The sequence below is a fragment of the Vagococcus intermedius genome (assembly GCF_029144185.1).
Taxonomy (GTDB): domain Bacteria; phylum Bacillota; class Bacilli; order Lactobacillales; family Vagococcaceae; genus Vagococcus_D; species Vagococcus_D intermedius.
Map to the genome: position 1 here is coordinate 724803 of NZ_CP110232.1, position 16532 is coordinate 741334.

Consider the following 16532-nt stretch of genomic DNA (forward strand, 5'->3'; position numbering starts at 1 on the left):
ATAAGTAGACATAGCTACTTTAAAGAGAAAAATTAAGTTGAAAAATAGGTGAGTATATTGTTTGACCTATTTTGACCTTAGTAGTATACTTAGTTATGTAATCAAGGAGGCGAAGGTATATGAATATTGAAAAAATGACAACAACGTTACAAGAAGCAATTGCAGCAGCCCAACAAGTGGCGGTGACGAGAAAGCATCAAGAAATTGATATTGCTCATCTCTGGAAGATTTTTTTACAGCCAGATCATTTTGCTTATAATTTTTATTCTGATGCAGGGGTACCGATGGATGCCTTTGTAGCTGAAGTCGATTCAGCCCTTGATAAATTACCTGTTATTGAAGGAAATGTTCAGTACGGTCAAGGACTAAGTCAAAATTTATTTAACTTATTACAAGAAGCAGATAAAATCCGTGCCAATTTTGAAGATGATTATTTGGCAACAGAAGTGGTCGTGTTAGCCTTAATGGCTTTACCAAATCATCCGTTAGCTAAATTTTTAACACAACATGGCATGACTCAAAAAGGGTTACGCCAAGCTATCGAAACTATGCGAGGAGGCGATCGTGTGACGTCACAAAATCAAGAAGAACAATACCAAGCGTTAGAAAAATACGCAATAGATTTAAACAAAGCTGTTAAAAGTGGGAAACAAGATCCGATTATTGGGCGTGACGAAGAAATTCGTGACGTTGTCAGAATCTTGTCTCGTAAAACGAAAAACAACCCAGTCCTAATTGGGGAACCAGGGGTTGGTAAAACAGCCATTATTGAAGGATTAGCTCAACGGATTGTCAGAAAAGATGTCCCAGAAAACTTAAAAGGCAAAGTAATTTTCTCATTAGATATGGGTGCTTTAATTGCCGGTGCTAAATTCCGTGGCGAATTTGAAGAACGATTAAAAGCAGTTTTAAAAGAAGTTAAGAAAAGCGATGGGCAAATCATCCTATTTATTGATGAAATCCATAACATTGTTGGAGCTGGTAAAACAGAAGGTAGCATGGATGCTGGCAACTTATTAAAACCAATGTTAGCTCGTGGTGAGCTACATTGTATTGGTGCCACAACCTTAGATGAGTACCGTGAATATATGGAAAAAGATAAAGCATTGGAACGTCGTTTCCAACGAGTCTTAGTAAAAGAACCTACCGTTGAAGATACCATCAGTATCTTACGTGGGTTGAAAGAACGTTTTGAAATCCATCATGGAGTCAATATCCATGATAACGCCCTAGTGGCAGCGGCTACTTTATCTAATCGTTATATCACAGACCGCTATTTACCAGATAAGGCGATTGATTTAGTTGATGAGGCATGTGCGACTATTCGGGTGGAAATGAACTCAATGCCAACCGAACTAGACCAAGTGACACGTCGGTTGATGCAGCTAGAAATCGAAGAAGCGGCACTAAAAAAAGAACAAGATGATGCAAGTAAAAAACGTTTAGATACCTTACAAGAAGAGTTAGCCGATCTTCGTGAAGAAGCTAATAGTATGAAAATGCGTTGGGAAACTGAAAAAGCAGAAGTCAACCAACTTAGTACGAAACGTGAAGAGTTAGATAAAGCACGTCACCAACTGGAAGAAGCTGAGAGTAACTATGATTTAGAAGAAGCGGCAGTCTTACGTCACGGGACGATTCCAAAATTAGAACAAGAACTAAAAGCCCTAGAAGCTGGCAATGAACAAGCCGAAGGACGTTTAGTTCAAGAAGCCGTAACAGATAATGAAATCTCATTAGTTGTAGGGCGCTTAACAGGTATCCCAGTGACGAAGTTAGTTGAAGGGGAACGAGAAAAAATCTTACGTCTGAATGAGACCCTACATAAACGGGTCATTGGCCAAGATGAAGCAGTAGATGCCGTGTCAGATGCTGTTATCCGTTCGCGTGCTGGCTTACAAGACCCAAATCGACCACTAGGCTCATTCTTATTCTTAGGACCAACTGGGGTTGGTAAAACAGAATTGGCTAAAGCTTTAGCTGAGGACTTATTTGACTCAGAAGAGCACATGGTCAGAATTGATATGAGTGAGTATATGGAAAAACACTCAGTTTCTCGTCTAGTCGGAGCTCCTCCAGGTTATGTGGGGTATGAAGAAGGCGGTCAATTAACGGAAGCGGTTCGTCGTAGTCCGTATACGATTGTCTTATTGGACGAAATTGAAAAAGCACACCCAGATGTCTTCAACCTATTACTCCAAGTGTTAGATGATGGTCGTTTAACAGATTCTAAAGGTCGAATCGTTGACTTTAAAAATACAGTCTTAATTATGACAAGTAATGTAGGCTCACAAACATTATTAGATGGTGTGACGGCAGAAGGAACCCTACCACAAGAAACAAAAGAGTCAGTGATGGGACAATTACAGTTGCAGTTTAAACCAGAATTCTTAAACAGAATAGATGATACCATTTTATTCACACCATTAACTTTAGCTAATATGAAACGGATTATTGATAAGATGACCAGTCAGTTAAGTCGTCGTTTAGAAGATCAAGACATTCAGTTAGAGATGTCAGATGCTGCGAAAGATTGGGTGGCCGAATCAGCCTATGACCCAACCTACGGGGCACGTCCACTTAAACGTTTCTTAACTAAAGAAATTGAAACCCCACTTGCTAGAGAAATTATTGCCGGAAACGTTGGTCCCGAAAGTCGTGTGACAGTTGATTTGCGTGATGGTCAATTAGTTTTTGATAGCCAAGTGATAGCAGAACCTTAAAAATAACTAAAAGTTAATAAAAAAGGCTCCTCGAATTGAGGAGTCTTTTTTTTATGCCAATAGTTCGGCTAAAGTTAGCGCATAGATTTCCATATTCTTCATTAAATCACTAACAGCCATATACTCATTTTTATTATGAGCAATCCCTTTTTGACCAGGAAAAGAAGGGCCGAAAGCGAGAATATTTGGCATACTCCGCGCATAGGTTGCCCCAGTGGTTGTGACAGGTGTCCCATCTTCGCCTGTACAGTCTTTATAAACTCTCTGCATTGTTTTAAGCATTGGATGATGGCGATCAAAGACTGTCGATTTCATCCGACGCGTGACTATCAAGTCACTATTTGGAACTAGATGTTCAGTCATTGCTGATAGAACTTTCTCTTCTGTGACGGAGATAGGGTAGCGGATTGATAAAGATAGTCTTGCTTGATCCTTAGTAATTTCCAACTCGTAAGGTGTTAATTGTAGGGTACCTGACTCTTGATCGGAAAAAGCTACCCCGATCCCACTACCATCATGCTTATTATGGAAAGACGCACTTAGCCATGATAAATAAGTAGCTAACTCGCCATTGAAACGTGCTGATACCGTCGCTTGTTTGGCAAATAAGGTAATGGTATTAAGTCCCATTTCTGGGGCATTACTAGGCGAACGCTTTCCTTTGATTTCTAAGTGCTCGCCTGTTTTTAAGGTAATATTTAACGTATCTGGTACACTGCTACGGTCAAAATTACCAATAAAACTTTCAATTTGAGTAGCTGAATTATCTGAAAAACGTGTCACAATATCTATGCCAACCACGCCTCGCTCACCGTAAACAGCTGGATACTTGCAGTCAGGCGTATAGCCATAGACTGGGGCAGGTTCTACTGCAAGATACATGGGTATATCAGCTGAACCACTTTCTTCATCGCTACCAAAGACAATCCGAACGGTTTTGTTGGGGACAAATCCTAGTTCTTTTAAAACCGAAAGGGCATAGAGATTACTCATGATAGGTCCTTTATTGTCAAGTACTCCGCGTCCGTATAAAATCCCGTTATCTTCCGTTAAATCAAAAGGGTCATAATCCCAACCTGTCCCTTCAGGTACGACATCTAAGTGCCCAATAACTCCTAGATAATCTCGGGTCTCAGGGCCCCATTCAGCATAACCCATAGCATTATTGATTAACTGGGTTTTAAAGCCTAGCGACTCTGCCAGCTCAAGGGCTTTTAAAATGGCTTGTTTAGGCCCAGCGCCAAAAGGGGCGTCTATTTCTGGTTTACCTTTCACGCTATTTATCTGCATAACCTCTTTTAAACCTTTGAAAAAATCGGCTTGTCTAGCAGAAACAGCTTGTCTAATCACATTACAATCTAAGTTTGTCATTGTTATCGCTCCTTTTTAATGGTGACGCTTAAGTATTGTTTTAAATGATTTGGTCTTAAAATGAATTTTGCTACTATTGCCTAGGTATTTTTGGAGGTTGACAGACCTTGTTGTTAATAGTATATACTTTTTAAGAGTTTTGAACAATGTTTAAATAAGAGGTACAGGGTATTTTTGATTATTTTTTCAAAAAAAACAATCAAAAAAACAAAAAAGTATATATAATGTTTGGTAGATGTTGTAAGATACATTTATAAAAAGAAAACGATTTCTTGGTAAAGCTGTTGTATAAAATACTTTTAAATGACATTGTCAGATTATACCTAAAGTATTTAATATAGGCTTAATTACTTCAGAAGAAAGAGAGTGTAAAAATTTATGTGGGGAATTATTGCAACATGGCGTATGGCGCATGATGGTATTATCGCAGCGTCAGAACAGTTAAAGCAAAATGGTAAAGCAGGGGATGCCGCTGAGACGTGTATTAAAATGGTAGAGGATTATCCCTATTATAAATCTGTTGGTTATGGTGGTTTGCCTAACGAAGAAGGAATTTTAGAGATGGATGCAGCTTATATGGATGGCGATACTTTCAAAATTGGAGGGGTTGCTGGCATTGTGGATGTAGCTAATCCAGTTTCTGTCGCTCGTTCTTTAAGTGAGCATAAGTTTAATAGTTTTCGTGTCGGAAATGGGGCGACTAAGTTTGCTCAATTAGAAGGTTTTGAAAGAAAGAATATGATAACAGAACGCTCAAAAAAAATGTATGAACTGCGCTTAGAAGAAATGAAAGAAAAAGGGTTAAGTGCTTATGATGGCCACGATACCATTGGGGCAGTTAGTTTGGACCAATCAGGTAGTATGGTAGCGGCAACTTCTAGTTCAGGTCTTTTCATGAAAAAAGCCGGTCGTGTGGGAGATTCACCACTTTCAGGTTCCGGTTTTTATGTGGATAGTGAAATCGGTGGGGCAGCTGCGACTGGCTTAGGTGAAGATTTGATGAAAGGGTGCTTAAGTTATGAGATTGTCCGTTTGATGGGTGAAGGTTTGCACCCACAAGCTGCTGCAGATAAAGCGATGTATAGCTTCCATCATAAACTAACAAAACGTTATGGTAAGGCAGGTGCTTTTTCACTTGTTGCAATGAATTCTAAAGGTGAGTGGGGCGTTGCAACTAACGTTGAATTTACCTTCTCAGTAGCCAATGAACAAGAGGATCCGGCAATTTATATTGCGCAAATGGGTGAAGATGATCAAACAATTATCGAACCAATCACCCAAGCTTGGTTAGATGCTTATGAAAAACGCATCAAAACCCCGATTGATCAGTTAGGGAAGTAATCAGTGCTATTAAAAAGGAAAAAGGAATGATGGGTGTGTCTAAATATAAACTCGTAATAGATATCGGTGGAACAAGTGTGAAAGGCGCAATCTTTAATGGAGCTAGCTTAAGTGAGCGCCGTAGCTTTTACTCGCCTAAAAGCTGGCCAGAGATGGCTGATAACTTAGATAGTATGATTAAAGGTTATTTAATAGAACATAATATTGAGGCTATTTCATTTAGTGTACCTGGAATAGCAAACCACCAGACAGGTCAAATTGATGGAGCAAGTTCTCTTCATTATCTACATGATTTCCCATTTTTACAGCACTTTGAAGACAGTTATCAGTTACCGATATATTTTGAAAATGATGCTAACTGTGCTTGTCATGCTGAAGTAGTAGCAGGTGCAGCAAAAGGTGGACGAAATGTTATTTTTATTATTGTAGGAACGGGGATTGGTGGTTCAATTGTTATGAATGGTGAATTTGTCGCAGGTGCTAATAATTTTGCTGGTGAATTTGGCATGATGTTGATGGATGATGCTAACGAAGAGTGGAGTAAGACAGGGTCGGCAGTCCATATGGCGCGTGCTTATTCAAAAGCAGTCGGACAAGAACTAAGTGGCAAGGAAGTTTTCGACCGTGCGGAATCAGGGGAGGAACTAGCCTTGACTTATGTTGATAATTTGTATCTGAATTTAGCTAAAGGACTTTACAATTTACAATACATACTGGACCCAGAATATATTGTAGTAGGTGGAGGTATTTCAAATAAGTCCAATTTACTAACTAAACTTGAAGAAAAGTTAGAGGTAGTGATGGGATACGGTCAAAGATGTCCGATTAAACCAACAATTGTTACCTCTCACTATAAAAATGATGCCAACTTAATAGGGGCTGGTCTTTTAGTTGATAAAATGTAATTGAAAATATAGTTACGTGTATAGAAGAAAATATGATTATGTGTCATTAGAAGATAATGAAATTCCAGAGATACATGAAGATGTAGAATCTGATGTGGATTATAATTCTGTCGATGGTTTTAAAACTTCACCAAATGGCTTATATGAAACAGCTGGAACCACCAATAGTTTTTGTGAGTGAATTAACTTGTTAAAAGTAAGTAATATCATTTGCTAATCGTTCGTTAATGGGTGTATATTTAAATTGTGAAATAACTGATACAGCTACAAGTTTTATTTGTAACTCGCATGAGCTATTGATTAATAAAGATTGAGGAGTGAGTAACATGGCAGATTTAACAGGTAGAATAGCAGAAGTCTTATTTGAAACAGGTTATCATTTTAAATTAGAATATTTAGACGCGAATCAAATGCGCTATACTTCTTTACGGGAAGAAGATCAAGGAAAGACAGAAGTAGTTAAAATTGAATTACAAGATCAAAAAAGCGGAATGATAAGTGTGAGTTGGGTTGAAGCTACTGGGACAACTGTCACACATATCATTAACTTAAATCATGGGCAGGTGTATGCATTTATGACATGGCCAGATAGTGTTGAATATGGTGATCGGGCAACAATGGCTCATAAAGGAACCTTTAAATTGATAGATGACAAGGTCGATGTCATCACCAATAAAGAGTTAGTTTTAACTTTTTGGCAAGAATTTTTTAATGGTAAAGATATTTCAGCTGTTGATCGTTATATTTCAGAAGATGAGTATATTCAACATAATCCAGGTGTATTAGATGGTCGTGAGATTTTTAAAGAAGTCTTTGGCGGATTATTCCAAGGCGACTTGAAAAATGCTGAATTTAAAGTAGTACATGTTGTGGCGGAAGATGATCTAGTTGGAATTCATAACTTGGTAACAGTTAGTGATGAAGACCCTGGCACAGTCGGATTTGATTTATTTAGAGTCAAAGAGGGTAAAATAGTTGAGCATTGGGATGTATTACAACCAATGCCAACAGACGCTCCTAATCCTAAAGCAATGTTTTAGTAAGTGACAAAATTATTTAATGGTGCAACAGAAGTTCGTACTGTCATGGTTGACCTTCAAACCTCAGTTATATCATGAATAATGGAGTGTTTTATGTGTTTATAGGTGTTAAGATGTAGTTGGATTAAGTCCACTGCATATTAATTTGTCGCAACAGATTAAGATGCTTTTAGAAAGCGAAAAAAGACCAGCCGTTCACCCATAACGGTTGGTCTTTTTTATTATAAGGATAAATTGTCAGATCTGGAATAAGATCTATGGGAACATTCAACATTTCAAAATAAAGTGATCAGTTTAATAGCTTTATTCACGGGTTCGAGTGGTCTTTCCAACGATTCTAGCCAAAACGTCCACTCTAACACCTTTTTTGACGCGTAAAAAAATTCTGCTCTTTCGGTAACTTCAATTTGAGAGGAATCAAAAGTGCCGTTTTATCTCAAATTTTCAGTTACTTAGAGCAGAACAAATTTTTTTATACCTTACTTACGGGCTTTTTCTGACTGATTTTCGGTGATTTCAACACTTAATTTAATCGAAAGTACCGATTAAGTTAAGTATCTCCAATTACTCAAATCAAAGCGTCAGCAAAAGCACCTTTAGAAGTAGTCACTGAAGTAGGCACTTTGGTTAGGGATGATGCGTTCTAGTGAGCGGAGTGTTTTCCGATCAGTTGTGAGTCTGTCGATTTGAGCTAGATAGGTTGGACGTTTATAGCTCATCATCATGGTTGAGAGTGTTTGGATATCTAGGACGACGGGCTCACCAATAGCTTCACGTGTGACAGTTACTTCTTCGTCATCGTTCCAACTTAGGCTAAAGGTACCGTTGTTCCATTCGGCAATCGGGTCTTCTACAACAAAATGAAAGGGTGCAACTGAGCTGTCAAAGGGATAATGTTGTAGAAATTCTTTGACGTCAACGATTCGTGCCATGAAGAAAGGCGTAATAGTTTCTTTGATATCACTATCTTCAAATAAAAAGGCAAGAGGTTCGTTTTTATAGGTTGACCCTTGGACGTAGTTGATCATTGAGAAATGGGCGGAAATGAAGTTCCAAAGCCCAGTTCGAGCTTCTTGATTCAGATAGATCATTTCCTTAATGTGGAAAACTTCTTCAGCAATCCAGTAGAAACAGAAACCAGTCGGTTCATTTTTTTCATTGTAGTAAACGGCAGCTGTCCGTTCTCCTTCATTTTCCCAACGCCAATATTCATCCCAGTTAAGGTCGCTTCTAACCATAGCACCATGGGTTTGATTGGCAAATTTATCATAAACAGCAATAACATCTGGGTGGTCAAATTCTAAACGCTCGACTGAGCCAGTTGTTGTTTGTGGTTTAGGTAGTTGAGTATCTTTGATTTTAAAGGTCATGTGATCAGACATGATTTCCCAGCCTTTGCGACGATAGTAGGGGATATTGTATGGATATAAGTATGAAATCCATTGCCCTTTTTCACGCATTCCTGTTAAGGCAAGTTTGATTAAGTCTTTCATCAATCCAAGACTAGCATACTCAGGGTAAGTTCCGACACCTGTCACGCCACCCATATCATAAATCGTATTATGAATGTTGACTTGACAAGGATAGACGGCAATTTGTGAAATTAATTTGTCATCATTAAACCAGCCAAGGACGTCAGCTGATTTTAAAACAGGTCGTTTAGCTTTTGTTATTTCTCCTTCGTCCTCATAACCGCCTTCTTCAATATCTGAATCTGTTACTTGGAAAACATAGCGCAAAAGCTCGTTAAATTGTTTTAAATGTTTTAATTCGACGGGTTTAATTTCTAAATTTTCCCGAATTTGTTCACGGTTCATGTTATTACCTCTCTTCATTAGTGGTTATATTATACCAAATTTCCTAGGAATTATGAAAAAAATGCTTACCAAATTAAAAAGAACAGAACGAATGATTCGATAAACTCTGCCTTTACTCTTTTCAAGTCCCTAGAAGCTTGCTATAATTAACAGTGCTGATTGAATAGAAAGTAGGTAAATACCATGAATATAGAAGAAATGAAACAGAGGCAAGAGAAAATTCGTAATTTCTCAATTATTGCCCATATCGATCACGGTAAGTCGACCTTAGCTGACCGTATTTTACAACATACTGAAACAGTAAGTGATCGTGAAATGCAAAATCAATTGTTGGACTCAATGGACTTAGAGCGTGAACGTGGCATCACAATCAAATTAAATGCAGTAGAGTTGACTTATACTGCTAAAGATGGCGAAGATTATATCTTCCATTTGATTGACACACCAGGACACGTGGATTTTACTTATGAAGTATCACGAAGCTTAGCTGCCTGTGAAGGGGCTATTTTAGTTGTTGATGCGGCGCAAGGGATTGAAGCTCAAACTTTGGCAAATGTTTATTTAGCCTTAGACAATGATTTGGAAATCTTACCTGTTATCAATAAAATTGATTTGCCGGCCGCTGATCCAGAGCGTGTACGTGGAGAAATCGAAGATGTTGTAGGGATTGATGCCAGTGAAGCAGTCTTAGCTAGTGCTAAAGCTGGTATCGGGATTGAAGATATCTTAGAACAAATCGTGGAGTATGTTCCAGCGCCAACAGGTGACTTAAACGCGCCACTTAAAGCCCTGATCTTTGACTCCGTTTACGATAGTTACCGTGGGGTTATCCTGAATGTCCGTATTACGGATGGGATGGTTAAACCTGGTGACGAAATTATGCTGATGCAAAATGGTAAAAAGTTTGAAGTAATTGATGTCGGTATCTTTTCACCAAAACCAATTAGCCGTGATTTCTTAATGGTTGGGGATGTTGGTTATATTACGGCCGGTATCAAGACTGTTAAAGATACACAAGTTGGGGATACGATTACTCTAGCAAATAATCCAGCGGAAGAAGCTCTGGCTGGATACCGTAAGATGACACCGATGGTTTACTGTGGGCTTTATCCAATTGACACAGCCCGTTATAATGATTTACGTGAAGCACTAGAAAAATTACAATTAAACGATTCAGCCCTTGATTTTGAACCTGAAACATCACAAGCTCTAGGCTTTGGTTTCCGTTGTGGTTTCCTAGGGTTATTACATATGGATGTTGTTCAAGAACGTCTTGAACGTGAGTTTAACTTAGAATTAATCACCACAGCACCCTCAGTAATTTATCATGTCAACCAAACAGATGGCTCTAAAATTACAGTTGATAATCCTTCAGACTTTCCAGAACCAGTCAAAATTGCGTCCGTGGAAGAACCATATGTTAAAGCGTCAATTATGGTGCCGAATGAATACGTTGGAGCTGTCATGGAGTTATCACAACGTAAACGTGGTGATTTCTTAACAATGGATTACTTAGATGATTATCGTGTCAATGTGGTCTATGAATTACCATTATCAGAGATTGTCTTTGATTTCTTCGATAAATTAAAATCAAGTACAAAAGGCTATGCCTCTCTTGATTATGAGATTATTGGCTATAAAACAAGCCGCCTAGTGAAGATGGATATCTTATTAAATGGCGAAAATGTCGATGCGTTAAGCTTCATCGTTCATAGAGACTTCGCTTTTGAACGTGGTAAAGCGATCGTTGAGAAACTGAAAAAACTAATTCCTCGTCAACAATTTGAAGTGCCAATCCAAGCAGCGATTGGTCAAAAAATTGTAGCACGTAGTGACATTAAAGCCTTACGTAAAAACGTATTGGCAAAATGTTATGGTGGGGATGTTTCACGTAAACGTAAATTGCTTGAGAAACAAAAAGATGGTAAAAAACGTATGAAACAAATCGGATCAGTTGAAGTGCCACAAGACGCCTTTATGGCCGTTCTTAAAATGGATGAAGACGAACCGAAAAAATAAGCGTTTATAATCCTTTTTTTAAAATAAAAGTAAGCTGAAATTAGCTTAATGTCCACATTTTGCCTACGCTTGAAAAAGTTGTGGGCATTTTTTAATTTGTTTACAAAAGTGCTTCAGGGCTAGTTATATTTTCGACTACAGTTTTTCAGTAAGCAACAGTTTTTTTATGTCGAATTAAAATGATTGGAACAGTTGAAATCATTATTTATAGAGGTAGAGAATAAAAAGAAACCCTTACTTTGATTAGTGAGGGCATTTCTTTTTTTTACTAGATAAAAATATTATTGAGTTTATAATAATCATGCCTATAAAAACAATGCTGCTTCCGAATATCACGCCACCGATTGTATCTTCTAAAGTATTAAGATTATTGTTTTTAACTAAAAGATAAGTATAAATAATCCATAGAAAATTTGAAAATGCACATAACGTAATACTGATAACGGATATCAATATTTTTTTAGGTGCTTTCTTTTTAGAAACCAAAGCTATCAAAGGTAATATTAAAGATAAAAAACTTATAACTATAGTACTCAAAATAAGTATATCCGTCATTCCCACCTCCAGAAATTTATATTATTCATGGTGTCTTTTATAAAATAAAAACATTTTTTGTCTACATAATGTTAACTTAAACCAAGTGACCTCCTGAAAAGTTTTAATACCAGTTTTTTTCAGGATTATTCTAATATATTTTAAAACGCACAAGCAAGGTGTGTACTTGAATAGCCATTTGAAAAGACCTAGTTCTAGGCTCTTTTACTTGTGAAATCTTGTAAATTTTTAGTAGAGTTCTTAAATAGTATCAGTTATATTTCTATGGTGCAAAACCATAATATATAATAATAAAAGCATACCCTAACAGATAGGCAACACTAGCAAATAAAATAATAAAAAATGAACTTGCAACAGCTCTAGTTATATTGTCGATGGTGTTTTTTTTGAAAAAGGTAAGAGTTCGGACACTTATTGCACCGAAAATGGGGGCGACAAGTAAAAAGTAAGAGTATTCAACAACGCTTAATAACTGCATGTACAAGGGCATGTTTTCTCCCCCGCTGACGCCCTGTAATTTTGATCTTGTGAAAAGCCAATAGGCTAGGAATAAACTTTGCATTACAATCCCATAAATTATAAATGGCTTAAACATCTTTGTTCCAAAAGTAGTGACACAAATAAATAGAAGATAAACGCAAGCTAATATATAGGGTAACCAAATTGAATTGCCTATCATAATCATTCCTCCTCATTCTCCAACTAATTATTCGCCAAGTATAGCATATTAAAGAAAAAGAGAGTCCTATTTAAAAGATTTCTCTTTTTCTTGGTATTCAAATTTATTGAGGTCGGCTTATAAAAAATAATTTATTTCACCATATTTTTTCGGATAGCTTTTTTTACCTCGTTATCATTTAGTGAAGCAATATCAAGATTAGAGACGTATTGATGATCTGAATGAATTAGATTGGCAGAGGTCATAACAGTATAGAAGATGGTTTCATAGTAGTCATGTCGTTTAATAGTTCATTTGTTGTTAACACGTTTGCAAATTCATTATGGAGGGTTGCAAGAGAAATGTTATGAATAATGTGAGCATCGATAAGATTATTTTTTTCATCATAGAGATCGAATGCAGCGGTTGCATCTGATATTAAACAAGTGTTATATCCCAAATTACCACTCATACGGGTCGCTGTTGAGACACAGTGAGGTGTTGTAAGTCCAATAATCACTAGTGAGGTTATCTTTTTTGCTTGTAAATAAACTTCTAACTCAGTCCCAATAAATGCATTATTTACTTTTTTTTGAAAAATAGGTTCGTCGGGTAGGGGAGTGGTTTCTTTTTTAAATAAGACAGTATTTCCTTTATTATAAAATAGTGATGTTGAATCATCAGAGACGTGTTGAATATGAATAATCGGCCAGTTTTTTTGTCTGGCTTTATTTAAAATAGTTTCCATGTTGCGTTCAGCATTAAGGTTATTTCGGTTCCCAAATGACTTGTCATTAAATGCCTTTTGCACATCGATGATCAGTAGTGCATGATTCCCCATAACTAACAGCTCCTTCTCATATATCTGATTAAAGTATTAGATGTAGTGTACATGGTAGGCGTAGATATGTACACTGTTAAGTTTTTAAATTAACAAAATAAGTAATAGCATTTATAGGACAGAAGTGAAGTTCATATTAGTTTATTACTTTCTTTTCCCATATAGTTTTCGTTTGAGCTAACAGCTCTTAAAAATTTAAAATAAGTATTTTTTGTGAGCGCTTGCCAAAAGTATGTTAGTTTGCTATTATTTACTTATAAAGTAAATCTAATAGGATTGTTACTGATTCGATCAGGCATAACCTACAAAAACAAACCACAATTGTGTCTTGTTTTTGTAGGTTTTTTTCTTAGGGAGGTGGTAAAACTGGAGTTTATTAAAAAAATAAATAATAATGTTGCTTTTGCAAAAGATGATACTGGCACAGAGTATGTTGTACTAGGTAAAGGAATTGGCTTCTCTTCTTCAGCAGGTGATAGTTTAAACGAAGATGATCTTGATCGTCGTTATATTTTAAAAAATGATTTGAGTTCTAATCAAGATATTAAAGTATTGTCTGAAATGCGGTCACAAGTGGTCGAACTAACAACAAAAGTCAGTCAATTAGCAAAAGATGAATTAGAGATTGAGTTTGATAACGCGCACTATCTTATTTTGGCAGATCACATTGATTATGCTATTAAACGTCATGAAGAAGGCATTGATTATCCCGTTTTAAATTATTGGGAGTTGCGTAAAATTCATCCGAAAGAATTTGCTTTAGCAACAAAATCTTTAAAACTTATTAACGATAGTTTAGATTTTGAGCTTGATGAGTCAGAGAAGGAATTTTTAACGAATCACTTTGTTAATGCTTCTAATAAAAATAGTAGTATCGGAGACACTGTTCAAGCTATCAAATTAATTAAACAAATTGTAAAGTTAGTAGAATATCAGTTTCAAATGTCTTTGGATCCTAATTTGTTTGCTCATGGTAAGTTTGTCAATCATCTAAGGTATTTTATGCTTCGTAAGCTTGATAATCAAAGCTATACAGATGAAATGGATGATGACCTAGTCAAAATGTATCAAATGAAATACCCAGAAGAATATCAAATGGCTGAAAAAATAGCCGATTTTTTAAAAATTAAAGAAGACTGGTGGCTATCAGAAGAAGAAAAAATCTATCTCACGGTTCATTTAAAACGTATTAAACAAATATAAGCTTATTATTTGGCTTGTTACTGATTCGATCAGGCATTACTGAATAATGAAATTCACAGACAGACTCTTTGAGTCTATTCTGTATTTCATTATTCTTTTTTTATATATAAAAATCAATTAAGAATTTGAAGGAGTGAAAAAGTTGTCAAATTATAAGGAAACTGCGACTCAGGTAGTAGAAGCAATCGGTGGGAAGGAAAATATCAATAATGCGTGGCACTGTGTCACACGTTTACGTTTTAATTTAAAGGATAAAAATAATATTCCAATTGATAAAATTAAAAAAATACCAGGTGTCATGGGTGCACAATTTTCAGGTGACCAATTTCAAGTGATTATTGGGAATACGGTGGCAGATGTTTTTGAAGAGGTAGATTTAATTGTAGGAGATTCTGATCAAGGAGACATAACTAACAGCGATGAAGGTTTTTTATCGAAATTATTTGATATTATTTCAGCAATATTTACCCCAATTGTTCCAGCTTTAGCAGGGACAGGTTTATTAAAAGGATTTTTAGCACTGGCAGTGATTTTTGGTTGGACTACTGCTGAAAGTTCATCCTATCAAGTGATTTATGGACTGGCTGATTCAGTTCTTTATTTCTTACCATTCTTATTGGCAGTCTCAACAGCACGTAAGTTTAGAACAAGTGAATATCTATCTCTAGCATTAGCAGGTGCGATGATGTATCCAACGTATTTAACAGCAGCACAAAATGCGATGCAAGCTAGTTTTACTGGAGGTGAAGCACCGGCTCCATGGCATATGTTTGGTGTGATCCCTTTACCCTTAGTAAGCTATGCAAGCTCAGTTTTACCAATTATTTTTTCAGTAGTCGTTTTAAAGTATGTGGTTAATTGGGTAAAAAAATGGATGCCAGATAGCCTAACTTTAATGTTTACTCCGATGGTCGCCTTACTGATTACCTTCCCGATTGCCATGGTTATTATTGGTCCAATTGGAACCTATGCAGGTAATTTTGTAGGTGATGGGATTGCTTGGTTATTTGAAGTGGGTGGTCCATTTGCTGGACTGGTTTTAGGAGCGACCTATCCATTATTAGTCATTACTGGGATGCATTACTCGCTTGCTCCTATTTCATTAACAAGCTATGCTAAAAATGGGTTTGAAAATGTCGTCACACCAATAAATTCAGTCACTAATTTAGCTCAATCGGGTTCAGCTTTTGCAGTTGTATTAAGAACTAAAAATTCATCTATGCGCCAAATTGCTATTTCATCAGGTATTTCTGCTTCAATTGGTATCACGGAACCTGCTATGTATGGTGTTACGTTAAAACTAAAAAGACCCTTTTACGCTGCTTTAGCTGGTGGTGGTATTGCAGGTGGATTTTCAACATTTATGAATTTAAAAGCTTATGGCGGTGGTGGAATGCCAGGTTTATTTTCAATCCCTGCTTTTATTCACGATAAAGATACGATGAATGTCGTGTGGTTTATTGTTGCGCTGGCTTTAAGTTGGTTACTTTCTTTCATTTTCACTTTAGTATTAGGCTTTAAGGAAGAAGTGGAAGAGGAAATACTTGTTGAAGAAAAACCAGAAATAGTTGTTGATCCAGTTGAAAAAAATCGTATTTTTTCACCGTTAAATGGTAAAATCATGTTACTTAAAAACGTAGCAGATGAAACATTTGCTCAAGAGCTCGTTGGTAAAGGTATTGCAATTGTTCCAACTGAAAAAGAGGTTTATGCCCCGATTTCTGGTGAAATTAAACTTTTTCCAGAATCTAAACATGCTATCGGAATCTTAGGTGATAATGGTGTTGAAGTACTCGTGCATATTGGAATTGATACTGTTGAATTAGGTGGCGAGGGCTTTAATCTAGAGCTAGTCGTCGGGAGTCATGTTGAAAAAGGGCAATTATTAGGTACAGTTGATTTTGAAGGATTGTTAGCTAAAGGTGTTGATATTACTACCATGGTGATTGTAACAAATACTTTAAATTATACAGATGTGTCACCAGCTCAAGAGGAAGGAATTATTTTTAAAGAAGAAGAATTAGTTCACATTATTTAAATAATGATAATTATGAGGAGG

Annotated in this window: 12 protein-coding genes and 1 pseudogene; 8 read left to right on the forward strand and 5 right to left on the reverse strand. The window is 36.5% G+C overall.

The genetic code is table 11. From position 1 onward, the window contains the following. Positions 1-119: 119 nt before the first annotated feature. The gene (clpB, locus tag OL234_RS03330; RefSeq protein ID WP_275469756.1) at positions 120-2723 is read left to right on the forward strand and encodes an ATP-dependent chaperone ClpB; all 2604 of its coding nucleotides are present in this window, start codon (positions 120-122) and stop codon (positions 2721-2723) included. Between the two features lie 51 nt (positions 2724-2774). Here clpB and OL234_RS03335 read toward each other — a convergent pair whose 3' ends face one another. Then, a complete protein-coding gene (locus OL234_RS03335; protein ID WP_275469757.1) occupies positions 2775-4094 on the reverse strand; it encodes a Sapep family Mn(2+)-dependent dipeptidase in 1320 nt (439 codons plus the stop codon). Positions 4095-4472: 378 nt separating this feature from the next. Between OL234_RS03335 and OL234_RS03340 the strand changes: the two genes are divergently transcribed. The 4 genes and pseudogenes from OL234_RS03340 (at position 4473) to OL234_RS03355 (ending at position 7380) form a co-directional block, all read left to right on the forward strand. Then, entirely contained in the window at positions 4473-5435 is a 963-nt protein-coding gene (locus tag OL234_RS03340; protein WP_275469758.1) for a glycosylasparaginase, read from the forward strand. A gap of 35 nt (positions 5436-5470) precedes the next feature. Continuing rightward, positions 5471-6340 carry an ROK family protein gene (locus OL234_RS03345; protein WP_275469759.1) on the forward strand — a complete coding sequence of 290 codons (870 nt, stop codon included), beginning with the start codon at positions 5471-5473 and terminating at the stop codon, positions 6338-6340. A gap of 28 nt (positions 6341-6368) precedes the next feature. Next, positions 6369-6506 (forward strand): annotated as a pseudogene (locus OL234_RS03350) (alpha-L-fucosidase); the annotation flags it as partial. A 160-nt stretch (positions 6507-6666) separates the two neighbouring features. Beyond that, positions 6667-7380: a nuclear transport factor 2 family protein gene (locus tag OL234_RS03355; protein ID WP_275469760.1), complete on the forward strand. Its 714-nt coding sequence runs from the start codon at positions 6667-6669 to the stop codon at positions 7378-7380. A gap of 596 nt (positions 7381-7976) precedes the next feature. Here the strand turns inward: OL234_RS03355 and OL234_RS03360 are convergent. Beyond that, the gene (locus OL234_RS03360; RefSeq protein ID WP_275469761.1) at positions 7977-9197 is read right to left on the reverse strand and encodes a GNAT family N-acetyltransferase; all 1221 of its coding nucleotides are present in this window, start codon (positions 9195-9197) and stop codon (positions 7977-7979) included. Between the two features lie 183 nt (positions 9198-9380). Between OL234_RS03360 and lepA the strand changes: the two genes are divergently transcribed. Further along, the gene (gene lepA / locus OL234_RS03365; protein ID WP_275469762.1) at positions 9381-11216 is read left to right on the forward strand and encodes a translation elongation factor 4; all 1836 of its coding nucleotides are present in this window, start codon (positions 9381-9383) and stop codon (positions 11214-11216) included. A gap of 243 nt (positions 11217-11459) precedes the next feature. Here the strand turns inward: lepA and OL234_RS03370 are convergent, their stop codons facing one another. The 3 genes from OL234_RS03370 to OL234_RS03380 form a co-directional block, all read right to left on the reverse strand. Then, entirely contained in the window at positions 11460-11771 is a 312-nt protein-coding gene (locus tag OL234_RS03370) for a hypothetical protein (protein WP_275469763.1), read from the reverse strand. Positions 11772-12033: 262 nt separating this feature from the next. Beyond that, positions 12034-12450 carry a hypothetical protein gene (locus tag OL234_RS03375; RefSeq protein ID WP_275469764.1) on the reverse strand — a complete coding sequence of 139 codons (417 nt, stop codon included), beginning with the start codon at positions 12448-12450 and terminating at the stop codon, positions 12034-12036. Positions 12451-12691: 241 nt separating this feature from the next. After that, entirely contained in the window at positions 12692-13270 is a 579-nt protein-coding gene (locus OL234_RS03380; RefSeq protein ID WP_275469765.1) for a cysteine hydrolase family protein, read from the reverse strand. A 357-nt stretch (positions 13271-13627) separates the two neighbouring features. Here OL234_RS03380 and OL234_RS03385 point away from each other — a divergent pair, with 357 nt between their 5' ends. Together OL234_RS03385 and OL234_RS03390 are read left to right on the forward strand one after the other, a co-directional pair. After that, positions 13628-14473 carry a PRD domain-containing protein gene (locus OL234_RS03385; protein WP_275469766.1) on the forward strand — a complete coding sequence of 282 codons (846 nt, stop codon included), beginning with the start codon at positions 13628-13630 and terminating at the stop codon, positions 14471-14473. Between the two features lie 142 nt (positions 14474-14615). Further along, positions 14616-16511, forward strand: a complete 1896-nt coding sequence (locus OL234_RS03390; protein ID WP_275469767.1) for a beta-glucoside-specific PTS transporter subunit IIABC — start codon at positions 14616-14618, stop codon at positions 16509-16511. Positions 16512-16532: the final 21 nt, after the last annotated feature.